This window comes from Xenorhabdus sp. Sc-CR9 (assembly GCF_963897815.1).
GTDB lineage: Bacteria > Pseudomonadota > Gammaproteobacteria > Enterobacterales > Enterobacteriaceae > Xenorhabdus.
This window is the reverse complement of the sequence record NZ_CAWQTY010000202.1, coordinates 1-21,690: the sequence shown is the minus strand read 5'-3', so window position 1 is coordinate 21,690 and position 21,690 is coordinate 1. Positions and strand designations below refer to the sequence as shown.

Below are 21,690 nucleotides of genomic sequence, written 5' to 3'. Positions count from 1 at the left end.
GGGTATTGATGTTATGATTGGCATGACTCAGTCCATTTTGGGATTTGTTTTGATTTGGCGATTAATCAGATCGCGAAAATCGGACTGAGTTCCCTTCAAGTGATCTACTATTTTGAAATCTTATTTATCAAATATTCTTTCTTTAATCTATTTAATAAAGTTACAGATAACCCTTTTTAATTTACAATATAAATATTCTGATGAATAAATTGTCTCTATGGTTTTTTGTTTATCTCCATTAGAGAACAAAAGGTATAAAGTGAATTTTTTTGTTTATTATTTCATGATTTCACTTCGTTGCTTAACGAAATATATTTGTGAAAATATATCTGCACTCATTAGGCGAATCCAAGAATTGTAAAAATTATTACAGCAGAATAAGTTATCGATGTGCAGTTTATGAACGTTTATTCATGAAATTATCAGGATGAAAAATAATGTCTGCTCATATCCCTACAGGGTATATCCCACAAACCAGTGAATCTTTACCACTCTATCTTGCTAAAAATTTACCAACAACAATTTCATTAGGTGGTGAACCTGAAACTTGGAAAATACAGGAGGTTGGCGATGGGAATCTCAACTTAGTATTTATTGTTTCTGGAAAGGAAAAGACAATTGTTGTGAAGCAAGCCTTGCCCTATGTTCGGGTAGCGGGTGAATCATGGCAGCTTTCTCTTGTTCGTTCGTATTTTGAATACCATGCTTTGATTGAAGAACGTAAAGTTTCCGGAAAGTATGTCCCCGAGGTTTATTTTTATGACGAAAAAATGTCTCTCTTCGTAATGGAGTATTTATCTCAGCATATCATCCTACGTAATCAACTAATTGCCGGAAAAAAATTCTCTCATCTTGCGGAAGATATTGGGATTTTTCTCGCCAATACACTCTTCCATACCTCAGATATTGGAATGCCCAGTAAGGAGAAGAAAGAGCTGATTGCCCGCTTCACCAATAATCATGAACTTTGCAAAATCACCGAAGATTTGATTTTCACAGAGCCTTATTTCAACGCGGAACGAAATAACTGGACGTCCCCTCAACTTGATGACGAAGTTTATTCCATTTGGCAAGATCGCGCGTTAATTCAATCAGCTATGCAGTATAAGTATCAATTTATGACACAAGCACAAGCCTTGCTACATGGCGATCTCCATTCCGGTTCCATCATGGTGACACCAAATTCTACAAAAATGATTGACCCAGAATTTAGTTTCATGGGTCCAATGGCGTTTGATATCGGTAACTATATCGGTAATTTATTGATGGCCTATTTTGTCCAGCCCGCCCTGCGGGAAACTAATGCACAATGTGTCGATTACCAGATCTGGTTGCTGGAGCAAATAGAGACAACCTGGATAGTATTCGACCGTCATTTCCGTCAGTTATGGAATGAGAAAAAGATAGGGGATGCCTATCCCACCACGCTTTATCAACAAGGCACATTTGATGTCTCATTTTTGAAAACAGCACAAGACGATTTTTTATCCACCCTATTTAAAGATACCCTTGCTTATGCTGGTTTCGAAATCAATCGCCGTATTATTGGCTTTGCCGGTGTTGCCGATTTCAAATTGATAGAAGATCAAAACCAGCGTGCTATTTATGAGAAAAGCGCGCTGAAATTAGCACGAGAGTTGATTGTGAATAGAGAAAGATACCCTAATTTCTCTCTCATTCGACGCTATATAGCACAGTGTTAAAAGGAAAATATGAAATGGATAAATAACTTCAAGCAAGTGGCATTTTCATCTGTCTTGTTACCAAGCTCATTCTGAACTCAATGCTGTTATTCATAATTTCCAATGGAATAGAAAAGACAACTGATTGGTTAGATACTTTACTGAAAAAATTATGCAAAACAGGATGTAGTAACGGAAATAGAATTTCAGGCTGGAAGTGTTTAGATGAAGTGGTGGGCGATACCAGATTCGAACTGATGACCCCCTCCTTGTAAGGGAGATGCTCTACCAACTGAGCTAATCGCCCACTTCAATTTCTGTACCTAAATGGTGGGTCGTGCAGGATTCGAACCTGCGACCAATTGATTAAAAGTCAACTGCTCTACCGACTGAGCTAACGACCCAATTAGGCAATTCTGATTTTGATATCTAAATGGTGGGTCGTGCAGGATTCGAACCTGCGACCAATTGATTAAAAGTCAACTGCTCTACCGACTGAGCTAACGACCCAATTAGATAATTTTGATTTTGATATTTGAATGGTGGGTCGTGCAGGATTCGAACCTGCGACCAATTGATTAAAAGTCAACTGCTCTACCGACTGAGCTAACGACCCATTCTAAATATCAGGTGTGATACTGCGAAACAATCTAATGAAGTGGTGGGCGATACCAGATTCGAACTGATGACCCCCTCCTTGTAAGGGAGATGCTCTACCAACTGAGCTAATCGCCCACTTCAGATGACTATAACGACATCAATACCACTGATTTATGATTGGTGGGCGATACCAGATTCGAACTGATGACCCCCTCCTTGTAAGGGAGATGCTCTACCAACTGAGCTAATCGCCCAATCATAAAATCATTTTTATCACAACGTTACCACTAACGTTGTTTATCACTACGTGAGTATGGTGGGCGATACCAGATTCGAACTGATGACCCCCTCCTTGTAAGGGAGATGCTCTACCAACTGAGCTAATCGCCCCGTCGTGATGGAGTCGCATTATAGGGATAGTTCGAGGTGAGTCAACGGTTTTTATTATTAAAATAATCGTTCGTCGTAAAATTAAACAGAATGAAACAATTATAATCACGCTGCGGTATCATCTAGTCAATGCATTTTGTCTTTTCTCAACAACCTACTGTTAACAGCATTGAGGAATTGAAGTGCGGTGATAAAATGATTCCCACTATTTGTTACACCAATCATCCAAAACGTTCTCTAAACAAGAGAAACGTAATTAAGGCAATTCCTGATGAGTAAAATTAAAACCCGTTTTGCGCCAAGTCCAACTGGCTACCTTCACGTTGGTGGTGCGCGTACTGCCCTTTATTCCTGGTTATACAGCCGCCACAATAAAGGTGAATTTGTTCTTCGTATTGAAGACACCGATCTGGAACGTTCCACTCAAGAAGCCATTGATGCAATTATGGACGGGATGAACTGGTTAAACCTAAATTGGGATGAAGGCCCTTATTATCAGACCAAACGTTTCGACCGTTATAATCAAGTTATTGATGAAATGCTGGAACAGAGTACAGCTTACCGCTGTTATTGTTCCAAAGAACGTTTGGAGCAACTGCGTGAAACACAAATGGCAAACGGTGAAAAGCCACGCTATGACGGGCTGTGCCGTGACAACGAGTGCCAACACAGCCATGATGAACCCCATGTTGTACGTTTCCGCAACCCGCAGGAAGGATCGGTCATTTTTAATGATAGCATCCGTGGCCCGATTGAATTCAGCAATCAGGAACTGGATGATTTGATTATTCGCCGTACCGACGGCTCGCCAACTTATAACTTCTGTGTTGTCATTGATGACTGGGATATGGAAATCACCCATGTTATTCGTGGAGAAGACCATATCAACAATACTCCGCGCCAAATCAATATCCTCAAAGCCCTCGGTGCTCCGGTTCCAGAATATGCCCACGTTTCCATGATCCTTGGAGATGATGGTAAAAAATTATCCAAACGTCATGGTGCAGTCAGTGTGATGCAGTACCGCGATGACGGTTATCTGCCAGAAGCTCTGTTGAACTATCTGGTTCGTCTGGGTTGGTCACATGGCGATCAGGAAATTTTCAGTGTTGACGAAATGACTGAATTATTCAGCCTGGATGCTATCAGCAAATCCGCCAGCGCGTTTAACACTGAAAAACTGCAATGGTTGAATCATCATTACATTAATACCCTGCCAGCAGAAAAAGTTGCTGTACATTTAGCGTGGCATATTGAACAGCAAGCTATCGATACACACACTGGCCCAGAATTAGTTGATTTGGTCAAGCTGTTGGGTGAACGCTGCAAGACTTTAAAAGAAATGGCAGGTTCTTGCCGCTATTTCTATGAAGAATTTACTGAATTCGATGCGGATGCTGCGAAGAAACATTTACGCCCTGTTGCTCGCCAGCCATTAGAAGTTGTCCGTGCAAAATTGGCAGCTATCACTGAATGGACAGCAGAAAATATCCATCATGCAATTCAGGCAACGGCTGATGAACTGGAAGTTGGCATGGGTAAAGTGGGTATGCCACTGCGTGTTGCTGTGACGGGTGCCGGCCAGTCTCCAAGTGTTGATGTCACGATTCATGCCATCAACCAACCCCGCTCTTTGTCTCGTATTGATAAGGCGTTATCTTATATTGCTCAGCGTGAAGCACAATAAATCACCATTTAATAATTTGATGTAAAAGTAAAAGATGAAGTAGATAAAGGCACTCAATCTATTGCAGTGTCTTTATTTTTACTGCCTGCATTACCTATTGATGGCTTTTTCAGCGCTTACACAGAGAATATTAATGAATCCATTGACAGAATTCTCTGGGTTTCATATGATTCGCCCCGTTCCACAGGATTTTGATTTGGGGCTATAGCTCAGCTGGGAGAGCGCTTGCATGGCATGCAAGAGGTCAGCGGTTCGATCCCGCTTAGCTCCACCAAATACTTGTAATCTCCAGTCAGTATTTGGCACTCAAAACCTGAACAACATTCGTGGGGCTATAGCTCAGCTGGGAGAGCGCTTGCATGGCATGCAAGAGGTCAGCGGTTCGATCCCGCTTAGCTCCACCAAAATTCTATAATCCCCTGAAAACGAAAGTTCTCAGGGGATTTTCTTTTAGACAAATATAATGAAATTAGTCTGTCATTTTCCTACGATCAAAAAATAGCATCACTGTACACATGGCCTAATTCATAGTTATTTATACCTGTCGTCTTGCAAGTTGCAACTTTGTTGGTTGCGCTCACTCACCTCGGTCACATAATTATCTATGCTCCAGGGAATTCGTTCCTCGCCATCGCTCTGCATCTTGAAATTCAATGGGTATAAGCATAGATGATATAAAATAAATGTGAGCATAATCTAAGTTAGAGATGATAAATAACTTGGATTCACATTAAAATTAGATTCCTATAACATTTTATTAGAAGAACAGTCAATAACTAATTGTATCATTGGTTTTTTTATGATAGAAAAGTTATTGGGTTCAATAGTACCATATTTTGTTATACCTATTTTATTAAAAACAAAGCATTTACTCATTTTTAATAAAACTCAGCCTCGTTTTAGTGCCAATGTCTATCTTTTACTAATCTTAATAAGAAATAAATCAGAGATTGAACGCAACATCATGCAAAGGCGTTTTTATTTTTTAATCTAGATAAAATAATGTAATAAAAAATCCAATAAGGAAAAACATGCAAAAGGTAAGATTGTTGGGCGAAGTAAAATATCTTTTTTTATTATCAAGCCCGATTATAATAACGCAACTTGCCAGAACAGCTATGGGTGCGGTCGATGCTATCATGTCAGGCCATTATTCAACAAACGATTTAGCGGCGGTTTCTCTTGGAGGTAGCATTTGGTTTCCTATCTTTATATTGGGATACGGTGTTATTATTATGTTGGCTGCCGATGTAGCAAAATACAGATCTCATAATGATATTGATGAAATAAAAGAGTGCACAAACAATTACATAACTGCTTCACTCATTTTATCAATACCCATTATTATTTTCCTGTTCGTTGCTGTACAGATACTGTCTCTTATTGGTGTTGATGAAAATGTAGTGAATATTACGGATGGTTATATTACAGCCATGGCATTTGGTGTACCCGGAGTGATGATATTCAACGTATTTCGCTCTCTACTGCAAGGACTCGAAGATACAAAAGTTGCTATGTATATTTCCTGTATTGCTCTTCTTATTAATATACCTCTCAATTATGCTTTCATATTTGGTAAATTTGGTATACCAGAGATGGGAGGAGTAGGTGCAGGCATAGCAACAGCAATTATCAATACTCTTAGTGCCATTGTTCTCGTTATTTATTTCTTATACAAAAAGGAGTATAAAAAATACCAGTTTAAATTCTCTTTGAAATTCAATGAAAATTTAAAAAGATTATTTTCAATCGGTATTCCAAGTGGAATGGCTCTTTTTATTGAATTGCTCTTTCTTGATATTATTTCATTTGGCATTGCTACTCTAGGCCCTGTTTACATCGCCGCCAATAATATATTGTTAATTATATCTTCCCTGATGTTTACCGTAAGTGGTGGATTTTCCACTGCCACAACAGTAAGAGTCAGTTATTTAAAAGCCAAAAGAGACATCCAATCAATATTACGCTTTAGTACTATAGCAACCGCTACTGGCTCATTAATATCCTTTGTATTATGTGCTATTTTCTATCTATATGCTGAATCCATTATTACTTTATATACAAAAGATATTCTTGTGATAAATACGGCTGTTAGTATTGTGATGTTCTTGTGCCTATTCTATTTCTTTGATGCTTTTCAGTTTATATTATCGGGTGTTTTTCGAGGATTACATGAAACAAAAGTTGTGTTCTATGCACCTATTTTTGGTTATTGGGTTGTGGGAGTCCCTTTGGGTTTTACGTTAGGGCTAACAGATATCATTACAGAAAGAATGGGGTTGGTTGGTTTTTGGTATGGGCTGGTTTCAGGTTTAATTGTCAATGCGATAGTGCTTTCGGTTATATTGAACTCTAAGTTTAAAAAACTGGTAAAATAAACAACATTAAGAACGTATTTCTAATGGATTTCAAGTGCAGCGCAACGGTAAGAGAGCGACCGTTTCGCTACTTATTCTTTCGTTGTCATACGCTTCATTAGGTGCGTATTTACCACCCATTCTCTGACTCCAATAGGTAAAGTCTGCATATGCCCTTTATATTTGCCAAATGGCATAACTGTGTTAGCGATTTCCAGCAAATTTTCTTTTTTCATTGTATTCACCTCTTTAACCTGAATATATCCTGACGTAAAAACCACCTTCAAAGAAGGCGGTTTTAAATTGGGTATCCAATAATGGCTTCATTCATTCCTACCATATCAACAAAATATCCCCTTGCCCAAAAGTGATTACCCCACAGTCTTTTTTATATATGAGGAAATAGCTTATAAAGCCTGATGTCCCTCCAACTTTTGAGGAGTCCCATCAATATTGATACCAATAATTTAGGGAGGAATGATGACGACTAGATATATATGGTCTAGCTAGATATTTAACTCTAATACTTCACAATTTTTCATAATTGGGCTACCAGATACAAAAAATTTTGGTTTTAGTCAATTGGGAAACCCCTTGTGAAGTCATATTAAATCCAGTTGCTGTCCAATTTGGATTAAAATGTGAATGCTATAGTCCAACTCTTCTTTGCTCAAATTCGCGCTCAAATTCATCCGTATTCGTGTACGTGTTTTACTTACAGCAGGATATGCCACAGGATTAACGTATATACCTTTCTCATGAAGCATACGAGCCATTGTATAGCAACGATGTTCATCACCTGTAATCAATGGCACAATGGCAGTTTCGCTGTTGAGTATATTAAATCCCGCATCACGTAATTTTTGGCGGAAATACTCTGCCTTAGCTTGCAACTCTAAGGTCAATTGTGATGAGGCATCAAGAATATCGATAGCACTCATGACTGAAGCTAACACGGCCGGAGGGAGTGAAGCAGAGTAAATATAAGGTGTTGCGGCAACGCGGAGGATTTTTCCTGTTTTCTTATTTGTGCCAATAAACCCGCCAATGCCTGGTAAGCCTTTGCTCAAGCTACCAGTGATAATATCAACTTGATCAGTTATTCCAAAGTGGGCACAGCTTCCTCGGCCGTTCGGGCCAACATGTGCAGTGCCATGCGCGTCATCAACAATGACAAAGGCATTGTATTTTCGTGCTAGCTCGACAATACCAGGCAATGGTGCTAAATCACCATCCATACTAAAAACACCATCGGTGATAATAAATTTGCGTGCTTGAAATGAAGTTTGACGCAGTTTGTTCTCAAGACTTTTTAGAGAAGCATGTTGATAAATTCGAACTGTTGCACTGCTCAATTTCAGGCCATCAACAATAGATTGATGGTTGAGCATGTCACTGAAAACTACGTCACCTTCACGGCATAGAGTCGAGAGGACAGCGAGATTAGCGCTGAATCCTGAGCTGAAAGTAATGACTTCTTCTACACCAAGGAATTTAGCCAGCCGTTGCTCCATTTCAAGATGTAAGTCACTAGTACCATTAAGAAGACGTACGCCACTGGATGTGGTTCCATAATGATGAATTGCATTGATGCTGGATTCAATGATGCTTTGATGGCCATTGAGTCCAGAGTAGTTATAGGAGCCTAAATGCAAAACATCACGTATAAGTGCGCTATCGGCACTGGTAGGACTGTAGCTAACGGAAGCATTCCTGCAAGGAATGCTATGAAATACTCTACCAATCATATCCATTTTGCCCTCAGAGACAAAATGGTCGTAACGTTCAGCTATACTCTGTAGATAATCGTTAGATCGCGCAATGTCACGATGATCGTCATCTATTCTTGAGGCAGTATGACTAAATTTATTCATAGTCCTGGTTCCTTGTATAAAAATAAGAATTAAAAATGATGATAAATATTCTCACTAAGATTTTAGTGAATTGATTAGAACAAATAGGGAGTTTAGATTAAGACCTCTAGGTTATATATTTCAGCAGTAATACATGATAAACATTGCTATTTACCACTCCTTATAATTTTATATATATATTTTAAATCACCACGTTAATTTATAATTATTATAAATTTATCTACATCAATAAAATAAATACACATTTTAATTTACGCAAATTAGCACTTAACCTTACTTTTTATAAATAGATATTTTTTGAACTGTAACCAATATTATTTATATTATTCCGTATAACATGGAAGGCTATTCTTGGGAAAAGCAGATAATATTTCATCGTAACAATAGAACAAGGGTATAATACAAAGGAGTTTCATTCCTGATTCAAATTGTAACTATCACAAGCAATACATGATAAAATTCACATAATTAGAAAAACCGCCATCCAATATATTTTAATTTATAGATAAATAATATTTTGTAATAGTGACATATTCATTTTTGCATTCTGAATTATTGCTGTAATGAAAACAATTTCATGAACGGTTCCATTCAATTAAGTAACTACCATAAATACTGGTAACAATGATTTCATGTTGCCATTTCATATAACAATTGCCACAAACGTTAAATTTTTAAAAAGAAAAAGTAGCATCTGTCAAGATGCCACTTTTATTCATTTCATTATAACGTTTAATTTATAGAAGGAGCTTAAATACTCATGATCAGCCCTGTAATTGCCGCAGACAGGAAGCTCACCAGAGTAGAACCGAACAGCAGCTTCAGGCCAAAACGTGCAACCGTGTTACCCTGTTTTTCATTAAGTCCTTTAATGGCACCAGCAACAATCCCAATAGATGAGAAATTAGCGAAGGAAACTAAGAATACCGACAGAATGCCTTTTGAACGTTCGCTCAGTTCAGCCGAAATTTCTTGCAGGCCCTGCATTGCCACAAACTCATTGGAAACGAGTTTCGTCGCCATGATACTGCCTACTTTCAGCGCTTCATCGCCCGGAATACCAATGATCCACGCCAAAGGATAGAACACATACCCCAGACACTCTTGGAAAGTAATACCAAACACTAAGTCAAAAATGGCATTGATACCCGCAATCAGGGCGATAAAACCAATCAACATTGCAGAAACAATCAATGCGACTTTGAAACCAGCCAAAATATATTCGCCCAGCATTTCAAAAAAACTTTGTCCTTCGTGCAGGTTGCTCATATGGATTTCTTCTTCACTCTCAACAGAATAAGGGTTAATGAGCGACAAGACGATAAAGGTGCTGAACATATTAAGTACCAGCGCTGCTACCACGTATCTTGCATCCAGCATCGTCATATAGGCACCCACAATAGACATGGATACTGTAGACATTGCCGTCGCCGCCATCGTATACATCCGGCGCTCAGACATCTTACCCAGTACATCTTTGTAAGCAATAAAGTTCTCTGATTGCCCTAGAATCAGTGAGCTAACCGCATTAAACGACTCCAGCTTGCCCATGCCGTTAATTTTAGACAACACTGTACCTATCGCGCGGATAATAATCGGCAATACTTTGATATGTTGTAAAATACCAATCAAAGCAGAAATGAAGATGATTGGGCACAATACATTCAGGAAGAAAAATGCCAGATTCGCTTCCATCATTCCGCCGAAAATAAAGCTGGTTCCTTTCGCCGCATAAGACAACAAATGGACGAACAGATTGTCAAATGCCTTAATAATCCCCAAACCAGCATTAGAATTCAGGAAAAACCATGCCAAAAAAATCTCAATAATCAATAACTGAATAATATAACGAATTCGAATATCCTTTCGGTTATTACTCGCTAAAATCGACAGACCGCCAATCACAACCAATGCAAGGAAAAAATGAAAAATATGAGACATAAAAAAGAACTCCAAACATGATGCTGTGCAAATTTGTAACTATATTATATGTAACGGATAACAGTAGATTTTTATAATCATCACATAAATCTATTAATTAAACGCTACAAATTTCTGTTTAGCCAATCCGGTCACACTTTCCTAGATTTCACTTTTAAGTAAAAATTATTAACCCAATAAGCGGATCATTTCTTCTTCACCAATAACAGGAATGCCTAATTCATTGGCTTTAGCCAACTTGGAGCCCGCTGCTTCCCCGGCAATAACCAAATCCGTTTTTTTGGAAACACTCCCCGTCACTTTCGCACCTAAAGCTATCAGTTTATCTTTGGCCTCGTCTCTGGATAAAAGGCTTAATGAACCCGTCAATACGACAATTTTACCGGCAAATGGGCTATCAATTTCATCCAAACTCGGGCTTTCAACAGATTCCCAAAGGATCCCAACATTATTGACCAAATCATCAATTACAGCCTGATTATGTGGTTCGCTAAAGAAATTCACGACATGGCTGGCAACAATGCCTCCCACATCCTGCACTGCAACTAATGCATCCGTATCCGCTACACGCAATTTTTCCAAGGTACCAAAGTGTGCAACCAGATTGGCAGCAGTCGCTTCCCCAACCTCACGAATTCCCAAGGAATAAATAAAACGAGCAAAAGTGGTTTTCTTGGATTTATCCAAAGCATTAATGACATTTTGTGCCGATTTAGGCCCCATTCGATCAAGACCCGTCAATTTTCCAGCGGTCAGACGGAAAAGATCAGCCGGTGTTTTGACATATTCTTTATCAACAAGCTGCTCAATAATTTTTTCGCCCATGCCATCAACATCCATCGCACGGCGGGAAACAAAATGTTTCAGCGCCTCTTTGCGTTGTGCTCCACAGAATAAGCCCCCCGTACAGCGGGCTACTGCTTCCCCTTCAACGCGTTCGATATCTGAACCACAAACAGGACAATGTTCTGGGAAAACTATTTCCTGACTTTCTGTTGGTCTATTCTCATGAATAACACCAACGACTTGCGGGATAACATCTCCAGCACGACGAATAACTACAGTATCACCAATACGCAGCCCCAAACGTTCAATTTCATCGGCATTGTGCAATGTGGCATTACTGACAGTCACACCCGCGACCAATACAGGCTCCAAACGCGCCACTGGCGTAATCGCTCCGGTACGTCCGACTTGAAATTCAACATTACGCACAGTCGTCATCTGTTCTTGGGCAGGAAATTTGAAAGCCGTTGCCCAACGTGGTGCTCTGGCAACAAAACCCAGCATTTCCTGTAATTCAAGGAAATCGACTTTAACAACAACACCATCAATATCAAAACCTAATGTCGGGCGCTGTTGCTCAATGTTATGGTAAAATTCCATCACTTGTTGAGTACCCTGACACAGTTTCACTTTGTCACTGACTGGCAATCCCCACTTTTTGAATTGCATCAAACGTTGATAGTGACTTGCAGGCAGTTCTCCACCCTCCAGAACGCCAACACCATAGCAATAAAAGGTCAATGGACGTTTAGCGGTAATACGTGGATCAAGCTGACGTAATGATCCGGCCGCTGCATTACGGGGATTGGCGAAGACTTTATTACCTGTGCGGCGGGCTTCTTCGTTGAGTTTTTCAAACCCCGCCTGTTTCATAAACACTTCACCACGGATTTCAACACGGGCCGGAATATTCCTCCCTTTCAAACGCAAGGGAATAGCGTGGATAGTACGAACATTAGTGGTAATGTTTTCCCCTGTTGTTCCATCTCCGCGCGTTGCTGCCTGCACCAATTCTCCATTTTCATATAACAGGCTGACAGCCAGACCATCGAGTTTCAGTTCACAACAAAATACCAAATCCCGGCTATCTTTCAGACGGTCACGAACACGCTTATCAAATGCCCGATAACTTTCTTCATCAAATACGTTATCTAAAGACAGCATAGGGATCTCATGGCGCACCTGTTCGAAAACCGTCAATGGGGCTGCGCCTACACGTTGTGTGGGAGAGTCAGCCGTGATCAGCGTTGGGTGTTGCTCTTCCAGCGCTTTTAATTCCCGCATTAAACGATCATATTCTGCATCAGGGATCTCTGGCGCATCCATAACATGATACAAATATTCATGATGACGCAATATTGTTCTTAATCCGTTGATTTTTTCGATAATAGTTTTCATGACTTCTCACCAGAGATGAAAAAACCCCCGACTTAGCGGGGGTTTAATACTAAAAAAGAGTTATTCACTGACGTTGAGCGTATTGCGGATACGCGCTTTATAGACTTCGATCATCTGCGGAGTGAGCATCTTACGCTCACCATCCAGAACTACGCCACCTACATCTGCTGCAATGCGCTGTGCCGCTTGTAGCATCAGCTTGAAATTCTGATTGGAATCACCGAATGAAGGCACCAGCATAAACATGGATATCCCGGGAGTCGTGAAATCTACCATTAGGTCTGGATCAAATGAACCCGGCTTTACCATATTAGCTAAACTGAATAACACAGCACCACTGCCCGATGGATTCAAGTGGCGATGGAAAATATTCATATCACCAAACCGGAAACCAGCCTGCAAAATGCTTTGAAGTAAGACGTCACCATTCAGTTCCTGACCATGATGAGCGGCAACATGTAACACCAGTACAGTTTCTTTTTGAGTTTGCTCAGGCTCGGCCTGTGCTTCATTTTCCACCGCTTTTAGTTGCCCTTCAGCAATATCAGTGCCTTCTGCCCTTTTCGGCTCAGCTTGTTCTACGGAATCAAATAACCCGAGCTGAGGCTCTTCCTGCGATTCAGTGACAACTTTCGCTTCTGTAGCTGGTACGTCAGTCTGATCTCTTTCAAGTAAAGGGTCCGAACCATTATCATGCCCGGCCACTGATGATTCAGATGTTTGACGTTCAATAACTGGCTCTGCACGATGTTCAGTACGCCGTTTTACCGACTCCTGTACAGGTGCTTTTGGTGAATTATCAAACAGTTCATCATTATTATTCTCTAACTCTTCCTGACGCCCCTGTTTATGACGTTTAACTGGGCGATCACGAAAGAGTGATGAACGCTCTTTACGGCTGGTCCACAACCCATGTAATAGCAAAGCTATTATGGCTATCGCACCAACAACGATTAATATCAGACGCAAATCCTGCATCATTGCTATCTCTAGTTGTTTAAATTAATTGCCACTACGGCGGAAACTTCTTTAGATAAGAGTATTTGTCAAATAAGACAAGTGCAAGTCTCTACATACTTTTCTTACCATAAAGAGAGATATCCTCTGTTTTTTCGGATGTTTTTTAAACACAAAACTACTGGTCAGTAGAAAATCCTGCCTATATCATACCGTCTCAATCATCTAGGAGAGAATAAGAAAATATGACGAATTCGACAAAGTTGCCAAAACATTTAGGCGGATTTCATTATATTGTGCAAGGTTGGCAGCTGATCACTCGCACTGGCATTAAAAAATTCGTTTTATTGCCTTTACTGACTAATATTTTGTTGCTAGGTGGTTCATTTTGGTGGTTATACCAGAAATTGGATGGCTGGATACAATGGACACTCAATAAAATACCGGACTGGATGCAATGGTTAAGCTACCTGATATGGCCAATTGCGGTCATTTCCATCTTACTAATTTTCACCTATTTCTTCAGCGTATTAGCCAATTTCATTGCTTCACCGTTCAATGGGTTGTTAGCAGAAAAACTGGAGGCTGACATGACGGGTATTCCTGCACCAGATACAGGTATTATCGACTTACTCAAAGATACGCCGCGCATTTTAAAACGTGAAATAGTGAAAATTCTTTACTACATCCCCCGTGCTATCGCCCTTTTATTGCTTTATTTTATTCCCGGAATTGGCCAAACCGTTGCCCCTGTCCTTTGGTTTATTTTCAGTGCCTGGATGCTGGCTATCCAATATTGTGATTATCCATTTGATAACCACAAAGTCAGTTTTGCCACCATGCGCAATACATTGAGACAAAACAAAATCGACAACCTTCAATTTGGTGCAACGGTAAGCGTATTAACCATGATCCCCGTAATAAACCTATTCATTATGCCGGTTGCGGTTTGCGGTGCTACCGCAATGTGGGTTGATCGCTATCGTGCAAAACATGCGCTGAATCACACAGTATAAAACTGCTTGAATTCTTTAAAACTACACATAGCCCCCCGACAAGCTATAAATGTATCAGGGGGTTTGTTTAATGATTTGCTGATATGTATCACATCAATCAGAAAATCGACACGATGACCGAAAATAATACAAATAGTTATACCAATCATAAATAGCCTAAATAATATAAAATAAACATCCAATATTCTTTTATATAATAACAATAGATTGAAACCTTATTTCCATAAATAAGATGTTAGCGTATGTTTAACCAATATTTAACGGTATCTCAGGGGCAATCGAACAATGAGCAAAATTTATGAAGACAATTCGTTGACTGTTGGTCACACTCCGTTAGTACGCTTAAAAAACTTCGCCAATGGTCGTATCTTAGCGAAGGTTGAGTCACGCAATCCCAGTTTCAGTGTAAAATGCCGCATTGGCGCTAATATGATTTGGGATGCAGAAAAACGTGGCATCCTCACTAAAGATAAAGAACTTATTGAACCAACCAGTGGTAATACAGGCATTGCTCTTGCTTATGTTGCTGCTGCCCGTGGTTATAAACTGACATTGACTATGCCTGAAACCATGAGCCTTGAGCGCCGCAAGCTCCTGAAAGCACTGGGAGCTGATTTGGTATTGACTGAAGGCGCAAAAGGCATGAAAGGCGCTATTGAAAAAGCCAACGAAATTCATGATAGCAACCCTGACCGTTATGTACTTCTACAACAATTCAGCAACCCAGCCAACCCAGAAATTCACGAAAAAACGACTGGCCCTGAAATCTGGGAAGATACTGACGGTAATGTCGATGTTTTCGTGGCGGGTGTAGGCACTGGAGGAACGATCACTGGTGTTGCCCGTTACCTGAAAAATACCTGCGGTAAACAAGTAACTATCGTTGCGGTAGAGCCAGAAGATTCACCTGTTATCAGTCAAAAATTAGCAGGCGAAGAGCTTAAACCAGGCCCACATAAAATTCAGGGAATTGGGGCGGGTTTTATCCCTGATAACTTAGATTTAACATTAGTTGACCGTGTATTTAAAATCAGCAACGATGAAGCCATTCGAACAGCACGTGAAGTCACTGTAAAAGAAGGAATTCTTTCCGGTATTTCTTCAGGTGCAGCAATTGCGGCAGCAGTTAAATTATCGCAGGAAGATGGATATAAAGATAAGAATATTGTGGTGATTTTGCCTTCTTCTGCTGAGCGCTATCTGAGTACCGCCCTGTTTGCTGATTTGCAGAGTGATTAAAAATTATCCTGCACTATTTTTTACTACATTAACAAAAAGCGCCTTAAGGGTGCTTTTTTGTGCATTAGATCAAACTTTAAAACTTTCCTAGATGATTTATTCAAGTAGCTTTAGTATTTAACCAGTAATTATTTTGATGCACGAAATTAATCTTCAAGCAGGCGTCTTTGAGGGTTAATTCATTCAGCCATTACTCGGATAGCGTGTATTAACACTAAATCAACAATTGAATGCATCAAGTATGTTAATTTTTTGATAATGACTATTATACCAAATGGATTTTGCGTTGCAGTTGCAGCAGTAACACAGCCTGAAATATGAAGTGTCTACACTTTACTTTCATTATCAATTTAACGGTTGTACAAGTCCGAGTGAATTCAACTACACTAGCTTTAGAATTCTCTTGACTTATTCAACGAATATTTAAGTTATTGAGGAAATACTATGTTCCAGCAAGAAGTTACCATTACTGCACCAAACGGCCTCCATACTCGCCCTGCGGCACAATTCGTCAAAGAAGCAAAAGGCTTCTCTTCTGACATTACCCTGACTTCTGGAGGCAAGTCTGCCAGTGCGAAAAGCCTGTTTAAGCTGCAAACGCTGGGATTGACTCAAGGTACAGTTGTAACAATTGCTGCTGAAGGCGAAGATGAGCAACAAGCTGTTGAGCACCTAGTTAAGCTGATGGGTGAGTTGGAATAACCCCCCACCCCGCTAATTAAGCCAATCTATTTCATTCAATTATCCCCGGAACCATAAAATTCGGGGATATTTAAAGCCTCCCCTCCTGAAGGCGCAATGAAAGGTAATCACCCGCAGTAAGGTCATATAGTATGATTTCAGGCATCTTAGTATCACCAGGTATTGCTTTCGGTAAAGCCCTATTGCTGAAAGAAGACCCCATAATTATTAATCAGAAAAAAATTACCCCTGAACAAGTCGAACAAGAAATTTCCCGCTTTAAGCAAGGCCGCGATAAATCCTCCGCACAGTTAGAAATAATCAGAAAAACAGCCGAAAAAAATCTGGGTGCAGAAAAGGCCGAAATCTTTGAAGGCCATATCATGTTGCTGGAAGATGAAGAGCTAGAGCAGGAGATTATCAGCCTGATTAAGAAAAATCTGGCAACAGCAGATTCTGCCGTTTATTCCGTCATTGAAGATCAGGCCAAGGCTCTGGAAGAACTGGATGATGAATATTTGAAAGAACGTGCTGCCGATGTACGCGATATTGGTAAACGTTTACTGAGAAATATTCTGGGTATGCCAATTATTGATTTAGGCTCAATTGACGAAGAAGTTATCCTGGTTGCCAGCGATCTGACCCCATCAGAAACCGCACAACTCAATCTGGATAAGGTACTGGGATTTATTACTGACTTGGGCGGTCGTACTTCCCACACTTCCATTATGGCCCGCTCTCTGGAACTACCTGCGATTGTTGGTACAACCAACGCAACCAGGCAAATCAAGAACGACAACTACCTGATTCTGGATGCGGTTAACAATCAGATTTACGTGAATCCTTCAGATGCTGAAATCGAGCAATTGAAAGCCACAAAAAGCGAGTATCTGACAGAAAAAACTGAACTGGCGAAATTGAAAGATTTACCCGCTATTACTCTGGATGGGCACCAAGTTGAAGTTTGTGCCAATATCGGTACGGTTCGTGATGTCACAGGGGCTGAGCGCAATGGCGCGGAAGGAGTCGGTTTATACCGTACGGAGTTCCTGTTTATGGATCGCGATGTCCTGCCAACTGAAGATGAACAGTTCGAAGCCTACAAAGCGGTTGCAGAAGCAGTTGGAAATCAAGCGGTTATTATTCGTACGATGGACATCGGCGGTGATAAAGATCTGCCTTATATGAATCTGCCGAAAGAAGAGAACCCATTCCTTGGCTGGCGTGCGATTCGTATTTGCCTTGATCGTAAAGAGATCTTACATTCTCAATTGCGTGCTATCCTGAGGGCTTCCGCATTTGGTAAACTTCGCATCATGTTCCCGATGATCATTTCAGTTGAAGAAATACGGGAATTAAAAACCGAAGTAGCATTGCTCAAAGCGCAGTTACGCAATGAAAACAAGGCATTTGATGAATTAATAGAAGTCGGCATTATGGTGGAAACGCCTGCTGCTGCAACCATTGCTCATCATCTTGCAAAAGAAGTTGACTTTTTTAGTATTGGGACGAACGATCTAACCCAGTATACTCTTGCTGTAGACCGTGGTAATGAGCTGATTTCTCATCTTTACAACCCAATGTCACCCGCCGTGTTGAGTCTAATCAAGCAAGTGATTGACGCCTCACACACGGAAGGTAAATGGACAGGTATGTGTGGAGAACTTGCTGGTGATGAACGTGCTACACTGCTGCTTTTAGGCATGGGATTGGATGAATTCAGCATGAGTGCGATATCAATTCCACGTATTAAGAAAATCATTCGTAATACTAATTACAATGATGCAAAAGCCCTGGCAGAACAAGCTTTAACTCAGCCAACAGCACAGGAATTGATGGATTTGGTTGACACTTTTACCAGAGAAAAAACACTCTGCTAAACACATTAGCCAGAACACGGTCCCATTAAACAATTAGGAGAAGATTCATGGGTCTGCTTGATAAATTAAAATCTCTGGTTTCAGACGATAAAAAAAATAGCGGCAGTATTGAAATTATCGCCCCATTATCAGGTGAGATAGTCAGCATCGAAGATGTACCCGATGTTGTTTTTGCTGAAAAGATTGTGGGGGATGGTATTGCGATTAAACCAACAGGAAACAAAATTGTTGCTCCTGTTAATGGCACCATTGGTAAAATCTTCGAAACTAACCATGCTTTCTCTATCGAGTCCGATAGTGGCATAGAGCTATTCGTTCATTTTGGTATTGATACTGTTGAACTTAAAGGTGAAGGCTTCACGCGCATCGCTGAAGAAGGTCAACGGGTACAGAGGGGCGATTTGGTTTTAGAGTTTGATTTGGCATTTCTGGAAGAAAGAGCTAAATCAACCCTGACTCCTGTTGTTATTTCTAACATGGATGAAATCAAAGAGTTATCTAAAGTAACCGGGTCTGTCGTCGTAGGTGAATCAGTCATCATGCGCATCAAAAAATAACAGAACTGTGAATTTGATGGTCTTATCTCCACATAAGAGGGAGATAAGACCATCGATTTATTAGCGGGACGAATACTTAATACGTATAGAATCCCTTGCCGGTTTTACGTCCCAAGTGCCCTGCATCGACCATCGTCCGCATCATCGGACAGACCCGATATTTTGAATCCTGAAACATCAGGTAAAGCACATCAAGGGAATTAACGACCGTATCAATGCCAATCAAATCCGCCGTTTCCAATGGTCCCATTTTATGACCGAAACAGCCTTTAAATATCGCATCCACATCCGCAGGCAGGGCTATAGCAGAATCAATATAATCAGACATAGGTTACATGTTCTGTAAACAGCTCATCAATAGAGCATCTTTCTCGTCTTCTTGTTGTTTTTGTTTCAGCCCATTTGTTTTCGATAGGATTTAAATCTGGGCTGTAAGGCGGAAGCCATTCTAACTGGCATCCATGCTCAGTGATCGCTTTTAGCGTGTCACATCGTTTATGAAAAGCGGCATTATCCATCACAATCACAGCATTCTTTGGGAGCTTCGGCAACAAATCTTGTGTCATCCAGGCATGAAACACGTTCGCATTAATATTTCCGGCGAATAAACTTAAGGTTACAAAGGTATTTTTAATGATGGCCCCAATGGCATTAATGCGGCCTTTGTGCTGCCAGTCATGTAAACCAAAACAGCGCGACCCTTTTAACGAATAGCCGTGCGTACGTGGCATGGACTGTTCAAAGCCGCTTTCATCCAGATAAACAATCGGTTTGCCCGCCTGTTCATGATGGCGGATACGCTCGCCAAATACCTGACGGGCGTGTTCGTCAGCGGCGGGGTGTTTTAGCATTTTTTTTGAAGGTTATTTTCAGTCGTTTCAAGGCGTAATGGATAGCGGATTGTGAAACACCCAAGCGTTTTGCCCTTTCCCATTGATAATCATCGGGATAATCCCGGACATCGGCGATAAGTGTCTCGTCGCTGATTTTCGTCGGGGGTTTATCACGTGTCGTGCAGGGTTCTATTTTGTTGCCCCACCGAAACAGGGTGCGGATAGAAACCTCAAAGTGGTCGCGGGTTTGTTCGAACGTCAACGAATGCTTGTCTTTGTATGCCAGTACTCTTTTTCGGAAATCTAAACTGTAGCCCATTTCAATTCTGCCTTGTTATTGGAAGTCATTGGTATTATGACACAGTGTTGTGATTCTGCTATACACCATCTTGCACGGTAAAAGCGGCCTCATTCATAAATAAATGGGAAATTCGGTTGGAGACAAAACCGGGACCATCTTTCACCACAACAGCATTTTTGCCCAATATAGACAGAAGTTCCAAACAGCGTTCCTGAGTTTGTCCGGAAGTGTTCAGGCCGATGATCACCTCAACAGTCGGTTTCAAATAAACCGGATTCATAAAATGCACCCCAATGACCTGAGCGGGAGTACTATGGAACGAACCCAGTTTAGTGATAGGAATACAAGATGTATTTGCTGCCAATACCGCATGGGGGGCGATAAATTCTGACATTTGCGCATATACTGCTTGTTTTAGCTCAATATTTTCAGTGATATTTTCCACTACCAATTCACAATCGGAAACGGCCTGTAAATCCTGCGCCCAAACGATGTTTTGCAGGATCATCTCAGAAGTTTTTCCCTTGGCGAGCGGACTGAACAACGGGGCATAATTAGCGATCTCCATGATACGCTCTTTGCTCTGTTCGCAGGAAAGCGCATCTTTTTCAATAACAACCACATCATGCCCCCGCAAAGCACAGTCGAAGGCAAGGCTGGAGCCAATATTGCCCCCACCAACTACAGCTATTTTAAGTTTTGACATAATGACTATTTTCTTATTGATTTTTAACGATTGTTAATACCCGGCATCTTCCACGTCATTGCGTTATTGGCAGCAACGTGAAATCTGTCGGGTATATATCGGATGAATTGCCAGTTGTCACAGTTAATGCGTCAACTGGCAAGATGAAAGGAATATTTCAGACTAATTGGTTCAAGCTAATTAACTCAAACTAACTTAATTCAGTTCTTCGAATCTGGTGAAACCAGTTCCCACTTACCAAACAGCGTCAACCCCGTGGCTTTCGCCAATGCTGAAGATGCTGCGTTATCGAGCTGGCATCGGTACTGAGGTTCATATCCCTGAGAATGAGCGAATTTACTGATCGTGCGCACTACTTTTCTGGCGTGACCTTTGCACCTAAAAGGGGCTAATGTCAGTACACCGAGATCGGCAATTTTCGCATTATCCCAAGGATACATACTGGCAGAACAAACCAAGCGATCCCTATCAAAAGAGCCGAATACAGCCCAATGATCTAATTCCACATAAGCGTCATCCAGATCTTGTTCTGAAACAGAAGCCTGAAAATCAGAGAAAATGTCCTCATCCTCTTCTTCTTCCAGCTTACGCAGATCACCGCCCAGATTTTCTTCTAGATAGTGTCGTCATAAGTAATTTTATGTGATAATAAGATTTGTATTCCATAAATAGAGCGACTTAACCATGAGCGCACCAGCATACCGCCGTCACGATATCTCCGATCATGTTTGGAATTTACTTGAGCCCTACTTACCCGGTCGAAAGGGAGCTTGGGGACGTGTTGCTGACGATAACCGGTTATTTA

At 40.7% G+C, this 21,690-nt stretch carries 18 protein-coding genes, 9 tRNA genes and 1 pseudogene; 10 read left to right on the top strand and 18 right to left on the bottom strand.

Annotated elements, in window-relative coordinates; all coding sequences use genetic code 11:
- Nucleotides 1–437: 437 nt before the first annotated feature.
- The gene (gene mtnK, locus AACQ81_RS15575) at nt 438–1,703 is read left to right on the top strand and encodes an S-methyl-5-thioribose kinase (RefSeq protein ID WP_237387848.1); all 1,266 of its coding nucleotides are present in this window, start codon (nt 438–440) and stop codon (nt 1,701–1,703) included.
- Between the two features lie 210 nt (nt 1,704–1,913).
- On the opposite strand, the gene AACQ81_RS15570 is transcribed toward mtnK, so the two are convergent.
- From AACQ81_RS15570 to AACQ81_RS15540, 7 genes are all read right to left on the bottom strand, one after another.
- A tRNA-Val gene (locus AACQ81_RS15570) sits at nt 1,914–1,989 on the bottom strand.
- Between the two features lie 21 nt (nt 1,990–2,010).
- A tRNA-Lys gene (locus AACQ81_RS15565) sits at nt 2,011–2,086 on the bottom strand.
- A gap of 30 nt (nt 2,087–2,116) precedes the next feature.
- Nucleotides 2,117–2,192 (bottom strand) — tRNA-Lys (locus AACQ81_RS15560).
- 30 nt (nt 2,193–2,222) lie between these two features.
- Nucleotides 2,223–2,298 (bottom strand) — tRNA-Lys (locus tag AACQ81_RS15555).
- 43 nt (nt 2,299–2,341) lie between these two features.
- Nucleotides 2,342–2,417 (bottom strand) — tRNA-Val (locus AACQ81_RS15550).
- A gap of 43 nt (nt 2,418–2,460) precedes the next feature.
- Nucleotides 2,461–2,536, bottom strand: a tRNA-Val gene (locus AACQ81_RS15545).
- A gap of 60 nt (nt 2,537–2,596) precedes the next feature.
- Nucleotides 2,597–2,672, bottom strand: a tRNA-Val gene (locus AACQ81_RS15540).
- Nucleotides 2,673–2,943: 271 nt separating this feature from the next.
- Here AACQ81_RS15540 and gltX point away from each other — a divergent pair.
- The 4 genes from gltX to AACQ81_RS15520 all read left to right on the top strand — a co-directional run bounded on the left by gltX (nt 2,944) and on the right by AACQ81_RS15520 (nt 6,737).
- Complete coding sequence (gene gltX / locus AACQ81_RS15535) at nt 2,944–4,359, top strand: glutamate--tRNA ligase (RefSeq protein ID WP_237387847.1); 1,416 nt, start codon at nt 2,944–2,946, stop codon at nt 4,357–4,359.
- 198 nt (nt 4,360–4,557) lie between these two features.
- Nucleotides 4,558–4,633, top strand: a tRNA-Ala gene (locus AACQ81_RS15530).
- Nucleotides 4,634–4,687: 54 nt separating this feature from the next.
- A tRNA-Ala gene (locus AACQ81_RS15525) sits at nt 4,688–4,763 on the top strand.
- A 627-nt stretch (nt 4,764–5,390) separates the two neighbouring features.
- The gene (locus tag AACQ81_RS15520; RefSeq protein ID WP_237387846.1) at nt 5,391–6,737 is read left to right on the top strand and encodes an MATE family efflux transporter; all 1,347 of its coding nucleotides are present in this window, start codon (nt 5,391–5,393) and stop codon (nt 6,735–6,737) included.
- A gap of 71 nt (nt 6,738–6,808) precedes the next feature.
- Here AACQ81_RS15520 and AACQ81_RS15515 read toward each other — a convergent pair whose 3' ends face one another.
- The 6 genes and pseudogenes from AACQ81_RS15515 to zipA all read right to left on the bottom strand — a co-directional run bounded on the left by AACQ81_RS15515 (nt 6,809) and on the right by zipA (nt 13,696).
- Nucleotides 6,809–6,952, bottom strand: a complete 144-nt coding sequence (locus tag AACQ81_RS15515; RefSeq protein ID WP_237387845.1) for a putative quorum-sensing-regulated virulence factor — start codon at nt 6,950–6,952, stop codon at nt 6,809–6,811.
- Between the two features lie 77 nt (nt 6,953–7,029).
- Nucleotides 7,030–7,258: pseudogene (gene tnpA, locus AACQ81_RS15510) on the bottom strand (IS200/IS605 family transposase); the annotation flags it as partial.
- 60 nt (nt 7,259–7,318) lie between these two features.
- Nucleotides 7,319–8,470 carry an aminotransferase class I/II-fold pyridoxal phosphate-dependent enzyme gene (locus tag AACQ81_RS15505; RefSeq protein ID WP_237387844.1) on the bottom strand — a complete coding sequence of 384 codons (1,152 nt, stop codon included), beginning with the start codon at nt 8,468–8,470 and terminating at the stop codon, nt 7,319–7,321.
- A gap of 870 nt (nt 8,471–9,340) precedes the next feature.
- Nucleotides 9,341–10,531, bottom strand: a complete 1,191-nt coding sequence (locus AACQ81_RS15500; protein ID WP_237387843.1) for a NupC/NupG family nucleoside CNT transporter — start codon at nt 10,529–10,531, stop codon at nt 9,341–9,343.
- A 168-nt stretch (nt 10,532–10,699) separates the two neighbouring features.
- Entirely contained in the window at nt 10,700–12,715 is a 2,016-nt protein-coding gene (ligA, locus tag AACQ81_RS15495; protein WP_237387842.1) for an NAD-dependent DNA ligase LigA, read from the bottom strand.
- Nucleotides 12,716–12,775: 60 nt separating this feature from the next.
- Nucleotides 12,776–13,696 carry a cell division protein ZipA gene (zipA, locus tag AACQ81_RS15490; RefSeq protein ID WP_237387841.1) on the bottom strand — a complete coding sequence of 307 codons (921 nt, stop codon included), beginning with the start codon at nt 13,694–13,696 and terminating at the stop codon, nt 12,776–12,778.
- Nucleotides 13,697–13,917: 221 nt separating this feature from the next.
- Between zipA and cysZ the strand changes: the two genes are divergently transcribed.
- The 5 genes from cysZ (at nt 13,918) to crr (ending at nt 19,045) form a co-directional block, all read left to right on the top strand.
- A complete protein-coding gene (gene cysZ / locus AACQ81_RS15485; protein ID WP_237387840.1) occupies nt 13,918–14,688 on the top strand; it encodes a sulfate transporter CysZ in 771 nt (256 codons plus the stop codon).
- 285 nt (nt 14,689–14,973) lie between these two features.
- Complete coding sequence (cysK, locus tag AACQ81_RS15480) at nt 14,974–15,927, top strand: cysteine synthase A (RefSeq protein WP_237387839.1); 954 nt, start codon at nt 14,974–14,976, stop codon at nt 15,925–15,927.
- Nucleotides 15,928–16,371: 444 nt separating this feature from the next.
- Nucleotides 16,372–16,629: a phosphocarrier protein Hpr gene (gene ptsH / locus AACQ81_RS15475; RefSeq protein WP_092549817.1), complete on the top strand. Its 258-nt coding sequence runs from the start codon at nt 16,372–16,374 to the stop codon at nt 16,627–16,629.
- Nucleotides 16,630–16,760: 131 nt separating this feature from the next.
- Nucleotides 16,761–18,488, top strand: a complete 1,728-nt coding sequence (gene ptsI, locus AACQ81_RS15470; RefSeq protein ID WP_237387838.1) for a phosphoenolpyruvate-protein phosphotransferase PtsI — start codon at nt 16,761–16,763, stop codon at nt 18,486–18,488.
- A 47-nt stretch (nt 18,489–18,535) separates the two neighbouring features.
- Nucleotides 18,536–19,045, top strand: a complete 510-nt coding sequence (gene crr, locus AACQ81_RS15465; RefSeq protein ID WP_237387837.1) for a PTS glucose transporter subunit IIA — start codon at nt 18,536–18,538, stop codon at nt 19,043–19,045.
- A gap of 76 nt (nt 19,046–19,121) precedes the next feature.
- On the opposite strand, the gene AACQ81_RS15460 is transcribed toward crr, so the two are convergent.
- The 5 genes from AACQ81_RS15460 to AACQ81_RS15440 all read right to left on the bottom strand — a co-directional run bounded on the left by AACQ81_RS15460 (nt 19,122) and on the right by AACQ81_RS15440 (nt 21,445).
- Complete coding sequence (locus AACQ81_RS15460) at nt 19,122–19,373, bottom strand: 3-hydroxyacyl-CoA dehydrogenase family protein (RefSeq protein ID WP_272903101.1); 252 nt, start codon at nt 19,371–19,373, stop codon at nt 19,122–19,124.
- Nucleotides 19,366–19,896, bottom strand: a complete 531-nt coding sequence (locus AACQ81_RS15455) for an IS630 family transposase (protein WP_237387836.1) — start codon at nt 19,894–19,896, stop codon at nt 19,366–19,368. The genes AACQ81_RS15460 and AACQ81_RS15455 overlap by 8 nt, the downstream gene beginning before the upstream one ends.
- Nucleotides 19,874–20,197, bottom strand: a complete 324-nt coding sequence (locus AACQ81_RS15450; RefSeq protein ID WP_237387835.1) for an IS630 transposase-related protein — start codon at nt 20,195–20,197, stop codon at nt 19,874–19,876. Before AACQ81_RS15450 ends, AACQ81_RS15455 begins: the two co-directional genes overlap by 23 nt.
- 58 nt (nt 20,198–20,255) lie before the next feature.
- Nucleotides 20,256–20,885 (bottom strand): 3-hydroxyacyl-CoA dehydrogenase family protein, encoded by a 630-nt coding sequence (locus AACQ81_RS15445; RefSeq protein ID WP_237387834.1) that lies wholly within the window; start codon nt 20,883–20,885, stop codon nt 20,256–20,258.
- A 200-nt stretch (nt 20,886–21,085) separates the two neighbouring features.
- Nucleotides 21,086–21,445, bottom strand: coding sequence for a GNAT family N-acetyltransferase (locus tag AACQ81_RS15440; RefSeq protein ID WP_336885683.1), 360 nt, complete (start codon nt 21,443–21,445; stop codon nt 21,086–21,088).
- Nucleotides 21,446–21,690 lie beyond the last annotated feature (245 nt).